Below are 20023 nucleotides of genomic sequence, written 5' to 3'. Positions count from 1 at the left end.
CGGGTCGGAGCGTGTCTGTCCCCACCCCAGCCACCCCGACCGGAAGAGGTGTCCCCTTGCAAGGCTCATCGTCCGTGACCGCGCCGCCGGCCGGCCGTCCCGCCCGGCTGCCCGCGCTGACCGGGATGCGGTTCTTCGCCGCGGCCCTGGTGTTCTTCTTCCACGCGATGTACCAGGTCTTCTTCAGCTCGGCCGGCGCGCAGGCCAAGTACACCTCCGTGTTCGGCCGCGCCGGGTACCTCGGCGTCGGCTTCTTCTTCGTGCTCTCCGGGTTCATCCTCACCTGGACGGCCCGCGACACCGACACCGCGCCGCGGTTCTGGCGGCGGCGGGTGTGCAAGATCTGGCCCAACCACCTGATCACCTTCGTCGTGGCGTTCATCCTGCTGGCCAAGGTCGTGCACGCGACCAACAACCTGAAGTACGCCGCCGCGAACGTGCTGCTGGTCCAGGCCTGGTTCCCGGACCTGAACATCAACAACGGTTACAACAGCATCTCCTGGTCGCTGTCCTGCGAGGCGCTGTTCTACCTGCTGTTCCCGGTGCTGCTCGTGCTGATCCGGCGGATTCCGGCCCGGCTGCTGTGGGCCTGCGCACTGGGGGTGACGGCGCTGGTGTTCCTCGTGCCGGTCGCCGCGCAGCTGCTGCCGCACCAGCAGGACGTGCCGTTCGCGCCGGCCTCCGAGGACCAGTTCTGGTTCATCTACTTCTTCCCGCCGGTGCGGCTGCTGGACTTCGTCCTGGGCATCATCGTGGCGCGGATCGTGATCAGCGGGCGCCGGGTGCCGCTCGGGCTCGGCGGGTCGCTGGCGGTGGCGGTCGCCGCCTACGCCCTGGCGCCGGTGGTGTTCCCGGCCAAGGCGACGCTGGTGGCGGTGATGATCCTGCCCACCGCGCTGGTCATCGCGAACGCCGCCCAGACCGACGCGCAGGCCCGGCCGACGTGGCTGTCCAGCCGGGTCATGGTGTGGCTGGGGGAGATCTCCTTCGCGTTCTACCTGTGGCACTTCATGGTGCTGAACTACGGGCACCGCGCGCTGGGCCTGACGCGGCACTGGAGCACACCGGCCGCGTTCGGGGTCATCGCGCTGCTGCTCGGGGTCACCGTGCTGCTGTCGTGGCTGCTGTACTCGCTGGTCGAGAACCCGGTCATGAAGCGGTTCTCGGTCGCGCGCTCGGCCCGGCGGTCCGCGGCCGCGCCCCCGGTGCCCGAACCGGTGCCGGCGGTCGCACGACCGGAGATGCCGTGACCGCGCCCGGATCGTCACAGTAACAGTGGAAAACAGTCCCCTGTCACTTTGGGAGCGCCGCATGGAGAACACGAACGGGCCGTCGCGCGAGGAACTCGTCGCCCGCGCGGCGGAGCTGGTGCCGCTGTTGCAGAAGAACGCGCCGTGGATCGAGGAGAACCGCCGCCTGTCCGATGACGTGGTGGCCGCGCTCACCGAGTCCGGGCTGCTGAAGATGCGGGTTCCGCGCCACCACGGCGGTTACGAGTCGCCGATGCGGACGGTCGTCGACGTCCTGGCCGAGCTCGGGCGCGGTGACGGCTCGACGAGTTGGACCGCCGCGGTGTGGGCGGTCAGCACCTGGATGGTCGGGATGTTCCCGGACGAGGTGCAGGACGAGGTGTTCGCCGACCCGGACGTCCGGGTCAGCGGCATCCTGAGCCCGACGGCGATGGCGGTGCCGACGGACGGCGGCGTGGTGCTGAACGGCAAGTGGTCCTTCAACACCGGCAGCCAGCAGAGCGCGTGGAACACCAACGCGGCGGTGCGGGCTCTGCCCGACGGGTCCTACGAGCCCATCATGGTGCTGGTCCCGCTGTCCGACCTGGCGGTCGTCGACGACTGGCACACGTCCGGCCTGCGCGGCTCCGGCAGCGTCAGCACGGTGGCCCAGGACGTGTTCGTCCCGGACGCGCGGGTGCTGTCGATGGGGCCGGTGCTGGCGGGCGTGCACCAGCTGGGGCGCAACGCCGCGAGCCCGGTCTACCGGGCGCCGTTCATGCCCACCGCGTGTGCCACGGTCGGCGCTGTGGCGCTGGGGCTGGCCCGTGCGGCGCGGGAGGCGTTCTTCGAGCGGCTGCCCGGCCGGAAGATCACCTACACCGCCTACGAGAACCAGTCCGAGGCACCGATCACCCACCTGGTCACCGCGGAGGCGGCCACCCACGCCGCGGAAGCCGACTTCCATGCCTTCGCGGCCGCGGGGATGCTGGACGACAAGGCGGCGGCCGGCGAGGGCTGGACGCTGGAGGAGCGGGCGCGGGTGCGGCTGCACCTGGGCGCGACCGTGCGGCGGGCCAAGGAGACGGTCGACCTGCTGAGCTCCGCCAGCGGGGGCTCGTCGGTGTACAGCGGCGTGCCGATCCAGCGGATCCAGCGCGATGCCCAGACGCTGAGCCTGCACGCCATCATGCACCCGGCGACGAACCTGGAGCTGTACGGACGCGTGCTGTGCGGCCTGGAGCCGAACACGCACTACGTGTGAGGCGCGGCGCGGTGTGAGCGGGCGCGCGGCCTGTGCCAGGAGACTGGCACAGGCCGCGCGCCCGGCGTGCCGGCCCTATGCGGCGAAGACCGCGGCGAACTCCCGCACCAGCCGCGCCGGCGAAGCCTCCCCGCCCCGGTCCAGCTCCGGCAGCGCCAACAGGATCGGCGTGTCCAGCAGCTCGGCGGGGCGCAGATCCACGTCCACGTCCACGCAGCGCCCGCCGCGGACCAGCACCGCCGCCGGCGTCCCCACGGCCAGGGGCCGCAGGCGGAGCGCGCGGCTGCGCGGGTTGGCGGGGACGGCGGCGGCGCGGACGTGCCATTCGCCGTCCGGGACCGCCGCCAGGCGGTAGGGGCCCGGTCCGTCGAGGATGTCGCAGGAGACGGGGGCGCCCTGGACGATGGGGCTGTCGAAGGCGCCGACGTAGATGCGCATCGACGGCGGCGCGGAGGGCATGCGGATCAGGCCTCGCATACCGCCGCGGGTGGCCGCGGCGTGCTCCCAGCCGGTGGCCGGGAGGGGCATGCCGTGGCGGGCCAGGCGGCGGTAGCGCGCCGGGGGCACGCCCACGCTGCTGGTGAAGCGGCTGGTGAAGGTGCCCAGGCTGCTGTATCCGACCTCGAAGGCGATGTCGGTGACGCTCATGCCGCTCTCCAGCAGCAACCGCTTGGCCTGGTGGAGGCGGACGGCCGCCAGGAAGCGGAACGGGGACGTGCCGGTCACGGCCCGGAACACCCGGGAGAAGTGGAACTGGCTCAGGAGGGCGGCTCTGGCTATATCCGACAGGGACAACGGTTCCCGGTAGCGCTCCCACATGATCTCGATCGCTCGTGCGACGGCCTCCTGGGCCTTCGCGTCGCAGTGCGCGGTGGTGCTCGTGGTGCTTTGCATCCCATCTCCTGGCGTCGTTCACGGGCGAGCGTGCATCGGCTGTGGGGGCTCGGGGACAGGGTCCGCGCGGACGGGTGCGCATCAGACGTCTGACAGGTGGACTTGTTGACGGTTCACACTCTGGGCCTGAAATGCGGAAACGCCACAGAACACGGTTCCGGGGCGCTTCCTGGCGATCGCTGGCAGCGTAGCGGTGTCACAGGTCGTCCGCAACGCGTCGCTGACGGTGACAGACGCGGTCACGGATACCCGTGACCGCTGGTCCGAAACCTGGGGGCACGGACGGTCTCAGCCTCCGGCCGACCGCGCCGCCGCCTTCCGGGAGGCGTCGCGCGCCGACACGGAGCCGTCCGGGGCCGGCGCCCCGTACCGCACGTCCACGCCGCGTTCCCGCGCGGCCCGCACGATCCCGGGGATCGCCCGCTCGGCCAGGGCGGCGATGGTGAACGCCGGGTTCACCAGCAGGGCGCCCGGGACGGCGGAGCCGTCGGTGACGAAGATGCCGGGGTGGCCGCGCACCTCGTGCCGGTCGTCGAGGGCCGAGGTCTCCGGGTCGTCGCCGATCCGGCAGGACGCCAGCGGGTGCACCGTGTACGCCCCGACCACGTCGTTGGTCCAGGGCAGCACCCGGGACAGGCCGTCGCGCTCCAGCACCCGCTTCACTTCGGCGTCCGACAGCTCCCAGCCGCGCAGGGTGTTCTTCGTCGGCTTGTAGGACAGCGGGCCGAAGCCGAGCATCTGCTGCGAGTAGCGCGCCGCGTTGCCGGTGGGCGGCGGCGGGCCGAACACGCCCTCGTTGTCGTCCTCGGACATGGTGAAGATCGTCAGCCACGACTGCCAGCGCTTGACGATCTCCTTCTTCTCGGCGCCGAACCACGCCGGGGCCGCCACGTCGGGGGCCTGCGCCAGGATGGTGCCGAGCCCCGGCGGGAAGTACAGCTGCTCCAGGCTGAACCGCTCGAACTCGGGCTTGGCCGGGTCCAGGTCGTCCCAGGACGCCACCGTGGGGCCCTTGCCGATCTGGTTGGCCGCGTAGGCCCGGCCGTCGCCGCGCGACAGCCCGAGGACGGAGGACACCTTGTCCTCGTTCAGGATCGCGGTGTTCAGCCGTTCGCCGTTGCCGGAGAAGTACCGGCCGACCGCGTGCGGCATCGGGCCCAGGTGCGGCTCGGAGCGCTGCAGGATCACCGGCGTCGCGCCGGCGCCGGCGGCCAGCACCACGATCTTCGCCTCGATCGTCCCGCTGTCCAGCACGACCCGGTAGTCGACGTCGTCCACGGTGTTGTACGCGACCCGGTAGTGCCCGTCGTCGGTCCGCGAGATGTGCTGCACCTCGTGCAGGGGACGGATCTCGGCGCCGTGCGCCACCGCGGCCGGCAGGTAGTTCAGCAGCAGCGAGCGCTTGGCGTCGAACCGGCAGCCGGCCATCATCCAGTTGCAGTTGGTGCACAGCTCCCGGTCGATCGCCGCCGGCACCGGGTTGGCGGTGCGGCCCGAGTGGGCGCACGCCGCGGCCCAGAGCCCGCCGGCGTACGTCGCGTCGTTCCAGTCCAGCTGGCTGATCGGCAGCGACTCGGCGACCCGGTCGTACCAGGGGTCGAGCACGTCGCGGTCGATGGCCGCGGGCCACATCCGCCGGCCGATCGAGCCCCGGCGCTCGAACACGAAGCGCGGCGCCCGCGGCATCGCGGCGAAGTAGACCACGCTGCCGCCGCCGACGCAGTTGCCGCCGAGCAGGCTCATGCCGTCGCCGATGACGAAGTCGAAGATCCGGGTGCCGGACGCGCCGAACCGGAAGTCGTGGTCGAACTCCTCGGACCTCAGCCACGGCCCGCGCTCCAGCACGACCACCTCGGCGCCGCCGGCGGCCAGGTGGTAGGCCGCGATCGCGCCGCCGAACCCGCTGCCGACGACCAGCACGTCGGTGCGCTCCGGCGCGCTCACTCCGGGCTCCCGGTCGCGGTGGTGCCCGGATGCAGCTTGGCCAGCGTGCGGCGGTAGGAGAAGTCCGGGAAGCGCCACAGACCGTCGCCGTCCGGCCGGGTGTATCCGAGGGCTGCCAGGCCCGGATGGCCGGCGTCCATGGCCTGCGTGGTGCTCAGGTGCGCGCCGGTGTCGAAGGCCATGTTGCTGAAGATCGCCAGCCCCACCCACAGGAACTTCTCCGGGTGGCCGGGCCGGACCAGGTCGGCCACCAGCGTCGCCCGGTCCCGGGCCGGCAGCGCCACGAACGGCGGCACCGCCGGGTCCAGGCTCAGCCTGTTCCGCTCGGCGTGTCCCTCGGCGTGCTGGTTCAGGGCCTTGACGAGGTCCGGCAGCGAGGACGCCATGCCGCCGGCCTCGGTCCGCATCAGGTCCACGGCGCCGGCGGCCACCGCGCCCCCGCCGGGCGAGATCCCGGCCACGGCCCGGTCGCCGGGCCAGCGCTTCTCCCCGGGGACGATGGTGTCGGCGAACGCTTCCAGGGTCATCGTCTCGGGATCGGCGTCCTTCGGTGGTTTCACTGGATTCCTCCCTTATGCTCGAGTGGTCCCCATTGTCGGAACCACCGTCCGGGCCGGGCGTCTTCGCTTGTGCGCAGCGCTCGCGGCCGGGGTCCGGAGCGTCCGGGGGCCCGGGACGGCCGGCGCGCGGCGTTCGGCCGCGCGCCGGCCTGGGCGTCTGCGGGCCCGGCGCCGCCGGGGTGCGGCGGCCCGGCGCAGGATCCGCCGCCGCACCTGGTGGGCCGGCGGGACCCGCCTTCGCCTGGAGTATGCGGAGCGCGCCCCGTCCGCCGTCTTCTCCGACCTTGCGTTCGGTCCGTGATCGGGCCGGATCGGCGCGGACACCGCACGACGGGAGAAGTACGGCAAATCAGAGGTCGAGCATGCTGGACAGCATTCTGTTCGAGCACTGTTCCGGCGTGCCGCCGGTCCCGCTCCAACCAGCCTCCGGCACGCCTCGACCGGGAGGAGCCCGATGCCACCCGTCCTCGGCGTCCTGCGCCGCGTCGCCCTGGCCCCCTCGCTGGCCGCCGTCGGCTTCCGCAAGCGCGGCTTCCCGGCGAGCGCCCACGACCTGGAGTCCATCCCGCAGTCCGTGGTCTGCGGCTTCGAGTGGGGCATCGAGGCCCGGCGGCCCTGGGAGGTGGAGCGGCGCCTGAGCATGGTCGACCCCGAGCTGCGCGGCTTCGCCTTCGAGGGCGCGACGATGGCCTACACGGTGCGCGACGCCATGGCCGCCGGCCGCGGCCACCGCACCCGGGACCTGCTGGCCGGCCCCGGCGCCCCGCACATCTTCCTGGCCTACATCGGCATCGGCTTCGCGATGGCCCGGCTGCCCCGGGTGCTGTGGAAGAAGGTGCTGCCCGACCTGCCGCCGAGCCCGTACCACCCGACGATGAGCTGGTTCGCCGTCGACGGCTACGGCTTCGACCGCGCGTACTTCCACACCCGTAAGTGGGTCGACCGGCAGTACCGTCCGCGCCCGTACCCCTGGGCCGGCGACAAGGACTACTTCCTGCGCGCCGTGGACCACGGGATCGGGCGGGCGCTGTGGTTCATCCACGGGGCCGAGCCCGGCCCCGTCGCGGACGCCGTCCGGCGCTTCGACCCGGCCCGGCAGGCCGACCTGTGGAGCGGAGTCGGACTGGCCGCGACGTTCGCCGGCGGCTGCACGGCCCAGGGCCTGGCAGGGCTCTGCGACGAAGCCGGCGGACACCGCCCCGAGGTCGCGCTGGGCGCCGTGCTGGCCGTCAAGGCGCGGCACCACTCCGGCCACGTGCCCCCGCACGTGGTCGCCTCCCTCGCGGCGCTGACCGGTCTGACCGTCGCCGAGGCCGTCGACCTCGCCGACCGCACCGAAGTGCCCTTCGACACCCCCGGGCCCGTGCCGCCGTACGAGCGGTGGCGCGGCCGGATCCGCGAGAGCTTCGTCGCCGCGACGGAGCCGACCGCCAGCTGACGCCACCGGCACCACCCGACCCCCTTCCGATGGGAGCACGCCTCATGGCCGCCGTTCTCCGCAAGCTCCGCCGCCGCATCCTCACCCCGAACGACAAGGCCGTGCTCATGTCGGAGCGCGGTTTCCACGTCAAGAACCCCCAGTCCGGGGACCTGCTGGAGACCATCGGCCGGCACTTCCTCAAGGGCTACGCCTTCGCCGCCGAGGCCAAGACCGTCGAGGAGGCCGAGGCGAACCTGGAACAGCTGCCGACCCGCTTCCGCGGCTTCGCCTACGAGGGCGCCGGCATGGGCTACGCGATGCGCGACGGACTGCCGATCGGCGGCTCCCGGCACTTCGCCCGGTTCCTCGCCGGCCGGGCCCGCCACCACGAGTACATGGCCTGGATCGGACTCGGCTGGGCGATGGCGCGGCTGCCGCGCATGCGCTGGTCGCGCTTCCAGGTCGCCGACCCGCTGATGTGCTGGCTCGTCCTGGACGGCTACGGCTTCCACCAGGCGTACTTCAAGACCCAGCGCTACGTCCGCGAGCACCACCGGGAGCCCGCGTTCCCGTGGCCCGGCGGCCCGCACGCAGCGTATGCGAACCGTGCGATAGACCAGGGCATCGGGCGCGCGCTGTGGTTCATCGGCGGCACCGACCCGGACACCACCGCCGATCTGATCGAGGGTTTCCAGCCCGACCGCCGGGCCGACCTGTGGAGCGGCGCCGGTCTGGCCGCCACCTACGCCGGCGGCGCCGACGAGGACGAGCTGCGCCGGTTCATGGTCCGCGCCGAGGGCTACCACGAGCACGTGGCCCAGGGTTCGGCCTTCGCCGCGACCGCGCGCCAGGAGGCCGGGCTCATCGTCCCGCACACCGCCGTCGGCCTCGACGTGCTGTGCGGCGGCATCACCGCCGAGGAGGCCGAGCGCGTCTGCCGCCGGACCCGGCCGGCCGGCGAGAACCCGGACGGCTCCGAGCCCGCCTTCGAGACCTGGCGGCGCCGGATCTCCGCCGCGCTCGTCGGCGCCGAGGCGGGCTGAGCCGTGGGCGTCCTGGACGACACCGACACCGCCGCGCGGCCGGTCCCGGCGCCGCGCCGCTGGCCCGGACCGCCGCGCACGGCCACGTTCAGCCTGCTGGGCAAGCTGTTCCGCGACCGGCTCGGCCTGATGAGCTCCTCGGCCCAGGGGTACGGCGACGCGGTGCGCGTGGCCATCGGGCCCAAGGCGCTGTACTTCCTCAACCATCCCGACTACGCCAAGCACGTGCTGGCCGACAACGCCGCCAACTACCACAAGGGCATCGGGCTGGTGCAGGCCCGGCGTGCGCTCGGCGACGGTCTGCTGACCAGCGAGGGCGAGCTCTGGCGGGAGCAGCGCAGGACGATCCAGCCGGCCTTCCAGGCCAAGCGGATCACGCGCAAGGCGAGCCTGATCGCCGAGGAGGCGACGGCGCTGGCCGACCGGCTGCGCGCGCACGTCGGCCGCGGACCGGTGGACATCCGCGAGGAGATGACCGGGCTGACGCTGGGCGTGCTGGGGCGGGTGCTGCTGGACGAGGACCTGCGCGGGTTCGACGGCCTCGGCCACGCGTTCGAGGCCATGCAGGACCAGGCCATGTTCGACGTGGTCACGCTCGGCGCGGTGCCGGGGTTCCTGCCGCTGCCCAAGCAGCTGCGGTTCCGGGCGGCGCGGCGGGAGCTGAACCGGGTCGTGGCGGCGTTGCTGGCCGGCCGGTCCGAGCCGGGGCCCGGGCCCGGCTCGGAGGGCGACGACGTCCTGTCGCGCCTGCTGGTCTCGACCGGCCGGGCCGGCGATCCGCGGGTGCGCAGGACGCGGATCCGCGACGAGCTGGTGACCCTGCTGCTGGCCGGCCACGAGACCACCGCCAGCACCCTGAGCTGGGCCTTCCACCTGCTGGACGACCACCCCGAGGCCTGGGAGCGGCTGCACGCCGAAGCCGTCGCGGTGCTCGGCGACCGGCCGCCGGAACCCGAGGACCTGCGCCGCCTGAAGTACACCGCGATGGTGGTCGAGGAGACCATGCGGCTCTATCCGCCGGTGTGGATGCTCGGGCGGATCGCCCAGGGCGACGACGAGGTGGACGGCTACCGGATCCGGGCCGGGTCCGACGTCGTGGTCTGCCCCTACACGCTGCACCGCCACCCGGCGTTCTGGGACGCCCCGGACCGCTTCGACCCGGAGCGGTTCGACCCGGACCGCGTCCACGACCGGCCGCGCTACGCGTACATCCCGTTCGGCGCCGGGCCCCGGTTCTGCGTCGGCAGCGCCCTGGGCACGATGGAGGCCGTGTTCGTGCTGGCCACCGTGGCCCGCGGGCTGCGGCTGGCCAAGGTGCCGGGCTACCGGGCGGTCCCGGAGCCGATGCTCTCGCTGCGGGTGCGCGGCGGACTGCCGATGACCGTCGATCCGGCGTGACCTTCTGATATATCAGAGTTCGTATAAGCAACGATCCGCCCGACTGGAATGAGGCATGATGAACGACTCCGTGGCCCGGGCCGCCGAGCGGGCCATCACCACGATGCACGACAAGCTGGGGGAGCCGGTCACCGTCGACGACATGGCGCGGGCGGCGATGTTCAGCAAGTTCCACTTCACCCGGATGTTCCAGCGCGCCACCGGCGTCTCCCCGGCCCGGTTCCTGTCCGCGCTGCGGCTGCAGCGGGCCAAGCACCTGCTGACGTCGACCTCGCTGACCGTCGTCGACATCAGCATCCTGGTCGGCTACAACAGCGTCGGCACGTTCAGCTCGCGCTTCAGCCGCAGCGTCGGGCTCTCGCCGACGGACTACCGGCGGCAGGGCGGCCACGCCGACCGGATCCGGCTGTGCGACGTGCGCGGCGGGATCACCGACGCGGCCACCGTGCACGGCGTGATCCGGCCGCACCACGACCGGCACGGGCTGGTGTTCGCCGGGCTGTTCCCCGAGTGCGTGCCCGAGGGACGCCCGGTGCGGTGCGCGGTGCTGGACGGGCCGGGGGCGTACCGGTTCGAGAACGTGCCGCCGGGCCGCTGGTACCTGCTGGCGCAGTCGGTCGCCGACGTCGAGGACGGCTTCGACGTGGAGGGGCGGGGCGGTCTGGGCGGCCTTGGCGGACACGGCGGACACGGCGGCCTGGGCGGCGGTCCCGGGGGCCCGGGCGCACGCCCGCTGCGGGCCCGCGACCCGCGCCAGGCGGCACTGTCCGGCGACGGCCGGGTGTCGGTCGGCACCGTCGGACCGCTCGTGGTGCGCCGCGGCGCCGGCGACCTGGTGGCCGACCTCCAGCTGAAGCCGGCCGGCGTGCTCGATCCGCCGGTGCTGCTGGCGCTGCTGGACGCGCGGCGGGCCGCCGTCGCCCGGGTCGCGGCGGTCGCGGCGACCGGGGTCACGGTCGGGGCCGGCGCGGTCTGAACTGCGCAATCCCCGAGAACCCGGTGCCGCCCCCGGTGGCCACACTGGCACTCAGGTGGCCACTCAGGTGGGCGGCATGCCCGAGGTCTGATGGAAGGGGTCTGACGATGTCCGAGGCCGAAGCGCCCGACGGTTCCCGCACGTCCCGTGGCGCCCGCGTCTCCCGCGTCTCCCGCGCGACGCTGGTCACCGGGTGCTCCAGCGGCATCGGCCGCGCGGCGGCCCGCCGCCTGCACCGGGCCGGCCTGCCGGTCTACGCCACCGCCCGCGACGTCGGCGCCCTCGCCGACCTGGCCGCCGACGGCATCGCGACGCTGCGTCTGGACGTCACCGACGAGGCCTCGGCGGCCGCGGCGGTGAAACGCGTCGTCGAGGACCACGGCGCCGTCGGCGTCCTGGTGAACAACGCCGGCGGCGGCGTGTACGGCGCGGTCGAGGACGTCCCGCTGGCCACGGCGCGCGCCTCCTTCGAGACCAACCTCTTCGGACCGCTCCAGCTGACGCAGCTCGTGCTGCCGGGCATGCGCGAGCAGGGCGCGGGCCGCATCGTGAACGTGTCGTCCATCCTGGGCCGGTTCTCCCCGCCCGGCGGCGGCCTGTATCAGGCCACGAAGCATGCCCTGGAGGCGTATTCCGAGGCGCTGCGCGCAGAGGTCGCCCCGTTCGGGATCCACGTGAGCCTGATCGAACCGGCGACCGTCCGCACCGCCTTCTTCTCCACCGCCCTGCTGCAGTTCGCCGGCCGCCCCGACTCGGCCTACCAGCCCTTCTACGACAAACTGGCCACCTGGGCGATCGCAGTCCACGAAGGCCGCACCACCGCGGGCCGCTTCGCCGTGTCCCCGGAGAAGGCGGCCGCCGCGATCGAGCGCGCCGTCCAGGCCCGCCACCCCCGCACCCGCTACCCGGTCGGCCCCCTGGCCACCGGCGCCCTCACCCTGCGCCGCGTTCTCCCCGACCGCGCCTTCGCCAGATTCGTCGCCCGCCAGTTCCCGACCCCCTGACCCCCATGCCGCTCCACCACACCGGCTACCACCACGGCAACCTGCGTGCCGCGATGACCCAGGCCGCCCTCGACCTCGCCCGCACCGGCGGCCCGAGCGCGGTGACGGTCCGCGGCGTCGCCCGCCGCGCCGGCGTCACACCCCCGGCGGCGTACCGGCACTTCGCGACCCTGGACGAGCTGCAGGACGTGGTGAAGGAGCGGGCGCTCGGCGCGCTGTCGGAGCGGCTGGAGACATGCTGCGGACCGGGCGCCGGCGAGGCCGGTCCGGCCGGCCCGAGCGATCCGGCGGCGAACGCCACCACGGTCATCCGTGCGCTGGCGGAGACGTACACGACGTTCGCCCGCGAGCAGCCGGGCCTGTTCGCAGTGCTCTGCCACGGCGGCGTGGCGCCGGTGCAGGCGCTGGCGCTGCGCTGGTTCGGCGATCGCCTGGACGCGTTGCTGGAGGCCGGCGTCCTGACCGCCGAGCGGCGTCCCGGCCTGGACCTGGCTCTCTGGTCGGTCGTGCACGGGCTGGCGGTGCTGATGGTCGACGGGCCGCTGCGTGCGGTGCCCCGGAGTGAGCAACAGACGCGGTTGGCTCAAGTCTTGGATGTGGTTCTGGCCGGGCTTCCGCATTCTCCGTAAACTCAGGGTTCTGTTTCGCTGGGTTCGTCCGGCGTGCGGGATACGGGGAGGTGGCGGGCATGGTGCGTCCGTCTGGTTGGGATGTTCTGGGGTTGGATGGGGATCCGACTCCGGGTGTGGTGGAGTCGGTTGAGGCTCTGGCGAAGCAGTTCGGGGATTTCGCTCACGATGTCGAGGCGGCTTATCGGAGCCTGAACTCTTTCGGTGGTGATGCGGCGGCGCTGCAGTGGGTCGGTCAGACCGCTGACGCGTTCAAGAGCAACTTCGGTCCGTTGCCCGGTCGCCTTCAAAAGCTGTACACGTCCTACAGCGAGGCGTCCGATGCGCTGTCGGCCTATGCGCCCAAGCTGCTCGCTGCGCAGAACAAGGCTGATGCGGCGTTGCGTCAGGCGCTGGATGCGCATGCCGATCTGCAGCGGGCTACTACTACGGCTCACAGTGCCGCCTCGGATCTGAAGACGGCGCAGCAGAATCAGGTGGCGAACCCGAACCAGCAGGCCGTCACCGATGCCCAGGCCGCTCATGACACGGCGCAGAAGAACTTGGACGCCGCCAAAAGCAAGATGGACGCCCTGGCCGCGCAGGCCAAGCAAGCCTATGACGATCGCATCTCTGCCGCGAAGGACTGCGCGAAGGCGCTGCATCATGCGCAGTCCGACGGCATCCACAACAAGCATTGGTGGGAGCACGTCGGGGAGTTCCTGTCCGAGTGGGGCGGGAAGATCGCCGAGATCGCGAACGATCTGGCGCCGTTCCTGGACGTGCTCGCTCTCGCGACCTCCTGGATCCCGGGCGTGGACGTGGTCACCGCCGCGTTGGCTGAGGCCGACAACCTGGTCGCCCTGGCCGGCACCGGTCTGGAGATCGCCGGCGACGCGATGCAGGGGCACTGGGGCGACGCCCTCATGGGTGCCGGGATGCTCGGCGTCACCTTCCTCGGCGGCAAAGCGCTCGGCGCGTTGGGCGGCAAGGTCCTGGGCAAGCTCGGCACGGAAGCCGAAGGCGAGGAGCGGAGCCTGGTCAACGGCGCCACGAAGGACGCCGAGAGCGACGCGGGAAATCTGGCCGAGCATACGGAATCCGACATCGGCGGTGAAACCCGCAGAGCCGAAGGCGCCTCCAACGGCGTCTGCGAGACCGACCCCGTCGACGTCGTCTCCGGATGGATGCTGTCCGAGGCGACCGATCTGCGGCTGCCGGGCGTCATGCCGGTGCTGCTGCGCAGGGTGTACGCCTCCGGCTATGAGACCGGACGGCTGTTCGGTCCCGGCTGGTCCTCCACGTTGGACCAGCGGTTGTCGGTCAACGCGGCGGGGATCCACTTCGCCGGTGACGACGCCCAGTGCCTGGACTATCCGATCCCGGCCGACGGGGAGGAGGTGCTGCCGGTCCGCGGTACGCCGTGGCCGCTGCGCTGGGACCGCGGCGTCGACGAGATCCGCATCACCGACCCGTGGTCCGGCCGGACGCACCACTTCGGCGCCGTCCACCATCAGAGCGAAGCCGGGCAGATCCGCGACCTCGTGGCGATCACGGACCGCAACGGCAACCAGGTCAGCATCCTGCGTCACGACGACGGGACCCCGACCGGGTTGGAGCACCCCGGCTATCGCCTCGCCGTCGACACGGTGCCGGCGCCCGGCGGTCCGCGCGTCACGGCGATCCGCCTGCTGGACGGCTCGGAGCGGGGCGTCGTCGTCAAGCGGTATCAGTACGACGACCGCGGGCGGCTGACCGGCGTCGTCGACTCGTCGGGGGTTCCGTTCGGCTACGAGTGGGACGAGGCCGACCGCATCACGGCGTGGGTCGATCGGGTCGGGTACCGCTACCGGTACGAGTACGATGACCGCGGGCGCGTCGTGCGAACCGTCGGCGACGGCGGGTTCCTGTCGGGCTCGTTCGCGTATGATCCCGCGGCCCGGGAAACGACGTTCACCGACTCGCTCGGCGGCACCGTCGTCTACGGCTTCGATCGCAGCGGTCATGTATCCCGACGCACCGATCCGCTCGGCTACACGACGGTCTCGGAGTATGACGAACGCGGCCGTCTGATCACGAGTATCGATCCGCTCGGCAACGCCGTACGGTACGTCTACGACGAGCACGGCGACCTCGTGCGGCTGGTGGGCCCCGACGGCGCCGCCGCCGAGGTGGGCCACGACGATCGGCACCTCGCGGTGAGCGTCGGCCTCCCGGACGGGAGCCGCCGGACGCGGTCGTACGACGAGCGCGGGAACCTCGTCGCCGAGATCGATCCGGTCGGCGCGCCGACGCGCTATACGTACCGGTCCAACGGGGCGGTGGAGAGCGTCACGGACGCGGCCGGGGCCGTCACCTGGATCGAGTGCGATCGCGCCGGGCTCGTCGTGGCGGTCGTGGACCCACTGGGCGGCCGCACAGAGGTGCGACGCGACGCCTTCGGTCGGGTCGTCGAGGTAGTCGACGCCCTGGGGATGCGGACCGGCTACGGCTGGAGCGTGGAGGGCCGGGCGCTGTGGCGCACCGAGCCCGACGGCGGCAGGATCAGCTGGGACTACGACGCCGAGGGGCAACTGGTCCGCGCGGTGGACCCCCTCGGCGCGACGGTGCTGTTCGAACCGGGGCCGTTCGGCCGGATAGCGGCGCGGACCGGCCCGGACGGGGTGCGGCACGAGTTCGCCCGGGACAGCGAGCTGCGCCTGCGATCGGTGACCAAAGCCGGCGCGGTCTGGAGCTACGACTGGGACGTGGCCGGGCGTTTGCTCCGCGAGACGGACTTCATCGGCCGCGCCTTGTCATATGAGTACGACGCGGCCGGTCGACTCGTCTCCCGTTCCGACGCCGGCGGACAGCGGATCACCCTGGAGCGGGACGCGGCGGGGCGCCTGATTCGGCGCCGGACGCCGGATGGCGAGTACGCGTACCGCTATGACGCCGTGGGGCGGCTGGCCACCGCGGTGGGTCCGGACAGCCGGCTGGAGTACACGCGGGACGCCGCGGGGCGGGTGCTCAGCGAGAGCGTGGACGGCCGGACGGTGACCTCCGGGTACGACCGCACCGGCCGCCGAGTCCTGCGCACGACACCGGGCGGCTCGGTCTCCCGGTGGGAGTACGACGCGGCCGGGGGCCCGAGCGTGCTGAGCACGGACGCCGGCCGACTGACCTTTTCGCTGGACGCGGCCGGCCGCGAGGCCGAGCGGGTCCTGAACGGCCGTGTCCACCTCAGCCGCGACCACGACGTGGCCGGTCGCGTAATCGGCCAGCGGCTGTGGACCGGCGATGCCGGAAACCCCGTGGCGGAACTGCTCAACCGCCAATGGACGCGTCGAGCGGACGGTCTGCCGACGCGGCTCGACGACAGCGCAAGCGGCGGGACGCGCTACGTCTTCGACGGCGCCGGGCGCGTGACAGAGGCGGTGGGGACGGATTGGAGCGAGCAGTACAGCTATGACGAGTTCGGGAACGTGACATCCGGCTCTACGCCTGCTGACCCCGACCCGCACCCCGAGACCGCCTCCGACGGCGTCCGCGACGCGGACCGCACCCTGATCCGCCGAGCCGGCCGCACCCGCTACGAGCACGACGACTCCGGTCGCCTGATCCGCACCGTCCGCACGACTCTCGACGGCCGCCGCCGGACGTGGGAGTACACCTGGGACGCCTCCGACCGCCTCCATCAGGTCACCACCCCCGACGGAGCCACCTGGCGTTACCGCTATGACCCCCTCGGCCGCCGCATCGCCAAGGCCCGCCTGCTCGCCGACGGAACCACCACCGACGAGACCTTGTTCACCTGGGACGGCCTCCGCTTGGCCGAGCAGCACTCTGTCAGCCCTGTCGGCACCGAGCAGATCGTGACCTGGGACTATGAACCCGGCACCCACCGCCCCGCAGCACAGACACGTCGCGTCCGTCACCGGACGGAACTCTCCCAAGACCAAGCCGACGTCGCCTTCTACGCCATCGTCACCGACCTGATCGGCACCCCGACCGAACTCGTCACCTCCGAAGGCCACATCGCCTGGCGCACCACCACCGACCTCTGGGGTCGCCCGGCACCCGCCGCGTCCGCTCCCGTTACCGACTGTCCCCTTCGTTTCCCAGGCCAGTACCACGACGCAGAAACCGGCCTGCACTACAACCTCCACCGCTACTACAACCCGGCAACAGCCTCCTTCCTCACCCCTGACCCGCTCGGCCTCTCCGCCGCCCCGAACGACCACGCCTATGTCCCGAACCCGTTGGTGTGGGCCGACCCGCTGGGCCTCAAGTGCTACAGCGAAGATGAGCTCTGCGACGTTACGGAACTCAAGGGTGATGAGCCGGGCACGGCGCAGCGGCTCATGGAGGCGCCGGAGTACAACGGCGGTCAGCTACGCGGGTTTCGCAATACGAACAACCCTGACTTCCTGGACGAGCGAGGCAGAACGTATGACGCGGTCGGCGGACCGACGGCCTGGACGAATCCTGACTACAATGAAGCGGCTATGCACAAGTCGGTGTGGAGACACATCTATGCCAAGAGCGGGTTCGACTACACGGTGCTTGACCTGAGCGGAGCCTCCAGTCACCAGATAGACCGAATGTTCACGAAGCTCGATGAATGGGACGCCAATCCCAAAATGAAGGCGTTGAACAAGCTCATCATCCTGGGAGACAGCTACTGATGTCGGCGATCGTGGTCTCTGATGAGGGCGATGACTGGTTCACCAATTCCTACACTTGGTCGACCATCCTGGAGATCGCCTTCGGCGCCATCGAGCAGGAACAGCGGGACCGCTACCGGAAGTACGCCAACACGATCGGTGCCGACTTCGAGCTGATGCCGGAGGAGGTCCGCCCGGAGATCGCCGGTTGGCTCCTTGCCGCCATCGAGGACCTCCTAGGGCCGGCCGGGGCCGAACACGGCTGGGACAAGCCGAGCGACCGGGAGCATCTCGGCGAGCTGGCGGGCATGCTGCGCCGGATGGCGCACCGCGGCTCCGCCTGACCCGTTGCTCCCTCGTTTCGCAACCTTGACGAACGCCCCGTCCCGCAGTTGACTGACTCCCCATCCGGATTGTTTGCGGCCGCAACAAACTCACTCGACAAGGGCTTGAAACAGCTGGGAGTGTGCTTGATGCGTGCCCGAACACCGAGTTCGACCCCGCACAGCGGGCGGCTCCGAAGGGTTGGCTCGACGCGGCGGCGACTGGTCCGCGTAGCGGTCGCCGCCGCGTTGGCCGTGGCGTCGGTGGACGCCACGACGGCGGCGGGTGCCGCGTCCGGCTCCACCGGGCCGCAGTACCTCGACCGGTCCGCGCCGTTGGCGGCGCGGGTGAACGATCTGCTCGGGCGGATGACGCTCGCTGAGAAGGCCGGGCAGATGGATCAGCAGTTGGTGGACAATCTCACGGCCGCCGCCGGGGGTGCGTGCGGGGCCGCCGGGTTCAACATGCCGTCGGTTTCGTGTATGCAGGCCGCTCTGGTCGATCAGAACGTCGGGTCGGTGCTGGCCGGGGGGACCGACAATCCTGTCGACACCACCGGTGGCGGGACCAGCGGCAACACCGCGCGGGACTGGGCGAATGAGTACAACGCCATCCAGCAGTTCGCGGTCTCGCACTCGCGGTTGCACATCCCTGTCGTCTTCGGTGTCGACGCCGTGCACGGGTTCGGGCATCCCTGGCAGGCTCCGCTGTTTCCGCAGTCCATCGGTATGGGGGCCACGTGGGACACCGCGGCGGCCCGGGACGGCGGCGCCATGACCGCCTCCGCGCTGCGGGCCACCGGCTGGGTGTGGGACTTCGCGCCTGTGCAGGACGTGGCGCGTGACAACCGGTGGGGCCGGACCTATGAGACGTGGGGTGAGGAGCCCGCTTTGACCGCGGCCATGGGTGCCGCAAACGTTGCCGGGATGCAAAGCCCAGGTGACGGCCTCAACGTCGGGGCCACCGTCAAGCACTTCGCCGGGTACTCGCAGTCGGTCAACGGCCATGACCGCAATGAGGCCCTGCTGCCCATGAACTACCTCCAAACCACGATCCTGCCTTCTTATGCCGGGGCCATCGACGCCGGGGCCGACGCCGTCATGGTCGACTCCGGTTCCATCAACGGCGTGCCGGCCACCGCCTCGCACCACCTGCTCACCGACATCCTGCGCGGGCAGATGGGCTTCAAGGGCGTCGTGATCAGCGACTACCAGGACGTCCAGGCGCTGCAGACCGCCTACCACGTCGCGTCCGACCTGCCCGGTGCGGTGGCCGCGGCGGTCAACGCGGGGCTGGACATGAGCATGGAGGTCGGTGGCGCGGACCAGTGGCAGGCCGCTGTCATCCAGGACGTCCAGAGCGGCACGATCAAGATGTCGCGGATCGACGACGCGGTGCGGCGCATCCTGACCATGAAGTTCAAGCTCGGGTTGTTCGATCAGCCCTGTGTCGCCGACCCGGCCAAGGCGTGTGTCGACGCCGACGCCGCGAACGCCGCCGTCACCGCCGGACGTGACAAGACCCTGAAGGCCGCGCAGGAGTCCATCACGCTGCTCCGCAACGAGGGCGGCGTCCTGCCCCTGGCCGCCGGGAGCCATGTGGTCGTCACCGGTCCCAGCGCCGACTCGATGACCAACCAGCTCGGCGGCTGGAGCGTGAGCTGGCAGGGGGTGGCCGGAGCCGGGCACGTCTGCTGCATGGGCCCGCCCGACCAGATCCCGCCCGGGACCACCGTCCTGAAGGGCGTCCTCGGCGCCGACGCCCAGGCCGAGTCCATTCCGGACCAGGCCGCCGCCGTGGCCGCCGCGCCCACCACCGACGCCTACGTCGCCGTGGTGGGGGAGAAGGCCTACGCCGAGGGCCTCGGCGACAACCCGGCCCCGGCCCTGCCGGCGGACCAGCAGGCCCTGATCTCCGCCCTGGAGGCGACCGGCAAGCCGGTGATCGTCGTGGTCGAGGCCGGACGCCCGGTGGGCCTGGGCCCGGCCGGGAAGGCGAACGCCGTCCTGATGGCGTACCAGGGCGGTACCGAGGCCGGGCAGGCCGTGGCCGACGTTCTCTTCGGCACGGTGAACCCCAGCGGCCACCTGCCGATCAGCTGGCCCTCCGACGCCCCCGCCGTCGGCGGCGACTTCGACGGCTCCGCGCCCTCCCCGCTCGGCGACCAGCCCAAGTTCTTCGACCAGCTGCCGAACACCGGGTCCGGGCCGGGTCACTCCTACAATCCCGCCTACCCCTTCGGCTTCGGATTGTCCTACACCTCCTTCACCCACACTGCGCTGACCGTGACCCCCGCCGCCAACCGGCATGGCACCCTCACCGCCACGTTCACGGTCACCAACACCGGTGGCCGTGACGGCACCGACGTCGTCCCGCTCTACGTCGCCCAGCCGCTCAGCGCCGCCGCCGAACCGCCGCAGCGCCTGGTCGGGTTCGCCCGCGTCACGCTGGCCGCCGGCGCGTCGCAGACCGTGAAGGTCTCCTTCCCGGCCTCGGCGCTGGCTCGCAGCCAGGGCGACATCGACGCCTCCGGTCCGCCCACCGTGGAGCCCGGTGGCTACATCCTGCAGATCGACAAGAACAGCACCACGCCCTACTCCGTCGATCTGTCCGCGCCGTTCAGCCTGACCTGACCGGGCTGAACCACTGCGGCCGGCGCGTGCGATTTGAGGGGATCGCCCGCGCCGGCCGCGCCTTCGCGGAAAACTCCGCG

At 71.9% G+C, this 20023-nt stretch carries 14 protein-coding genes; 11 read left to right on the top strand and 3 right to left on the bottom strand.

The features are described 5' to 3' along the window. The first annotated feature begins 74 nt into the window (after window positions 1–74). Complete coding sequence (locus ABD466_RS37940; protein WP_344662109.1) at window positions 75–1250, top strand: acyltransferase family protein; 1176 nt, start codon at window positions 75–77, stop codon at window positions 1248–1250. Window positions 1251–1311: 61 nt separating this feature from the next. Beyond that, window positions 1312–2493, top strand: coding sequence for an acyl-CoA dehydrogenase family protein (locus ABD466_RS37935; protein WP_344662108.1), 1182 nt, complete (start codon window positions 1312–1314; stop codon window positions 2491–2493). 75 nt (window positions 2494–2568) lie between these two features. Here the strand turns inward: ABD466_RS37935 and ABD466_RS37930 are convergent, their stop codons facing one another. From ABD466_RS37930 to ABD466_RS37920, 3 genes are all read right to left on the bottom strand, one after another. Then, a complete protein-coding gene (locus ABD466_RS37930) occupies window positions 2569–3387 on the bottom strand; it encodes a helix-turn-helix domain-containing protein (RefSeq protein WP_344662107.1) in 819 nt (272 codons plus the stop codon). A 288-nt stretch (window positions 3388–3675) separates the two neighbouring features. After that, entirely contained in the window at window positions 3676–5331 is a 1656-nt protein-coding gene (locus ABD466_RS37925) for an FAD-dependent oxidoreductase (protein ID WP_344662106.1), read from the bottom strand. Further along, on the bottom strand, window positions 5328–5858 hold the full coding sequence (locus tag ABD466_RS37920) for a DUF5987 family protein (protein ID WP_344662124.1): 531 nt from the start codon (window positions 5856–5858) through the stop codon (window positions 5328–5330). Before ABD466_RS37920 ends, ABD466_RS37925 begins: the two co-directional genes overlap by 4 nt. A gap of 487 nt (window positions 5859–6345) precedes the next feature. On the opposite strand from ABD466_RS37920, the gene ABD466_RS37915 reads away from it, so the two are divergent. From ABD466_RS37915 to ABD466_RS37875, 9 genes are all read left to right on the top strand, one after another. Then, window positions 6346–7329: a DUF1702 family protein gene (locus ABD466_RS37915; protein WP_344662105.1), complete on the top strand. Its 984-nt coding sequence runs from the start codon at window positions 6346–6348 to the stop codon at window positions 7327–7329. A gap of 44 nt (window positions 7330–7373) precedes the next feature. Further along, window positions 7374–8354, top strand: a complete 981-nt coding sequence (locus tag ABD466_RS37910) for a DUF1702 family protein (protein WP_344662104.1) — start codon at window positions 7374–7376, stop codon at window positions 8352–8354. 3 nt (window positions 8355–8357) lie between these two features. Further along, on the top strand, window positions 8358–9752 hold the full coding sequence (locus ABD466_RS37905; RefSeq protein ID WP_425558841.1) for a cytochrome P450: 1395 nt from the start codon (window positions 8358–8360) through the stop codon (window positions 9750–9752). Between the two features lie 58 nt (window positions 9753–9810). Continuing rightward, window positions 9811–10728, top strand: coding sequence for a helix-turn-helix domain-containing protein (locus tag ABD466_RS37900; RefSeq protein ID WP_344662122.1), 918 nt, complete (start codon window positions 9811–9813; stop codon window positions 10726–10728). Between the two features lie 107 nt (window positions 10729–10835). Continuing rightward, window positions 10836–11732 (top strand): SDR family NAD(P)-dependent oxidoreductase, encoded by an 897-nt coding sequence (locus tag ABD466_RS37895; protein ID WP_344662103.1) that lies wholly within the window; start codon window positions 10836–10838, stop codon window positions 11730–11732. Between the two features lie 5 nt (window positions 11733–11737). After that, window positions 11738–12361: a TetR/AcrR family transcriptional regulator gene (locus ABD466_RS37890; protein WP_344662102.1), complete on the top strand. Its 624-nt coding sequence runs from the start codon at window positions 11738–11740 to the stop codon at window positions 12359–12361. A 116-nt stretch (window positions 12362–12477) separates the two neighbouring features. Next, the gene (locus ABD466_RS37885; RefSeq protein WP_344662101.1) at window positions 12478–17007 is read left to right on the top strand and encodes an RHS repeat-associated core domain-containing protein; all 4530 of its coding nucleotides are present in this window, start codon (window positions 12478–12480) and stop codon (window positions 17005–17007) included. Next, the gene (locus tag ABD466_RS37880) at window positions 17007–17330 is read left to right on the top strand and encodes a hypothetical protein (RefSeq protein WP_344662100.1); all 324 of its coding nucleotides are present in this window, start codon (window positions 17007–17009) and stop codon (window positions 17328–17330) included. The genes ABD466_RS37885 and ABD466_RS37880 overlap by 1 nt, the downstream gene beginning before the upstream one ends. 129 nt (window positions 17331–17459) lie before the next feature. Beyond that, complete coding sequence (locus ABD466_RS37875) at window positions 17460–19943, top strand: glycoside hydrolase family 3 N-terminal domain-containing protein (RefSeq protein WP_344662099.1); 2484 nt, start codon at window positions 17460–17462, stop codon at window positions 19941–19943. Window positions 19944–20023 lie beyond the last annotated feature (80 nt).

It is taken from the genome of Catenulispora subtropica (genome assembly GCF_039531675.1).
In the GTDB taxonomy this organism is placed as follows: Bacteria; Actinomycetota; Actinomycetes; order Streptomycetales; family Catenulisporaceae; genus Catenulispora; species Catenulispora subtropica.
The sequence above is the reverse complement of the archived record's forward strand: the minus strand, read 5'-3'. Positions and strand labels throughout refer to the sequence as shown.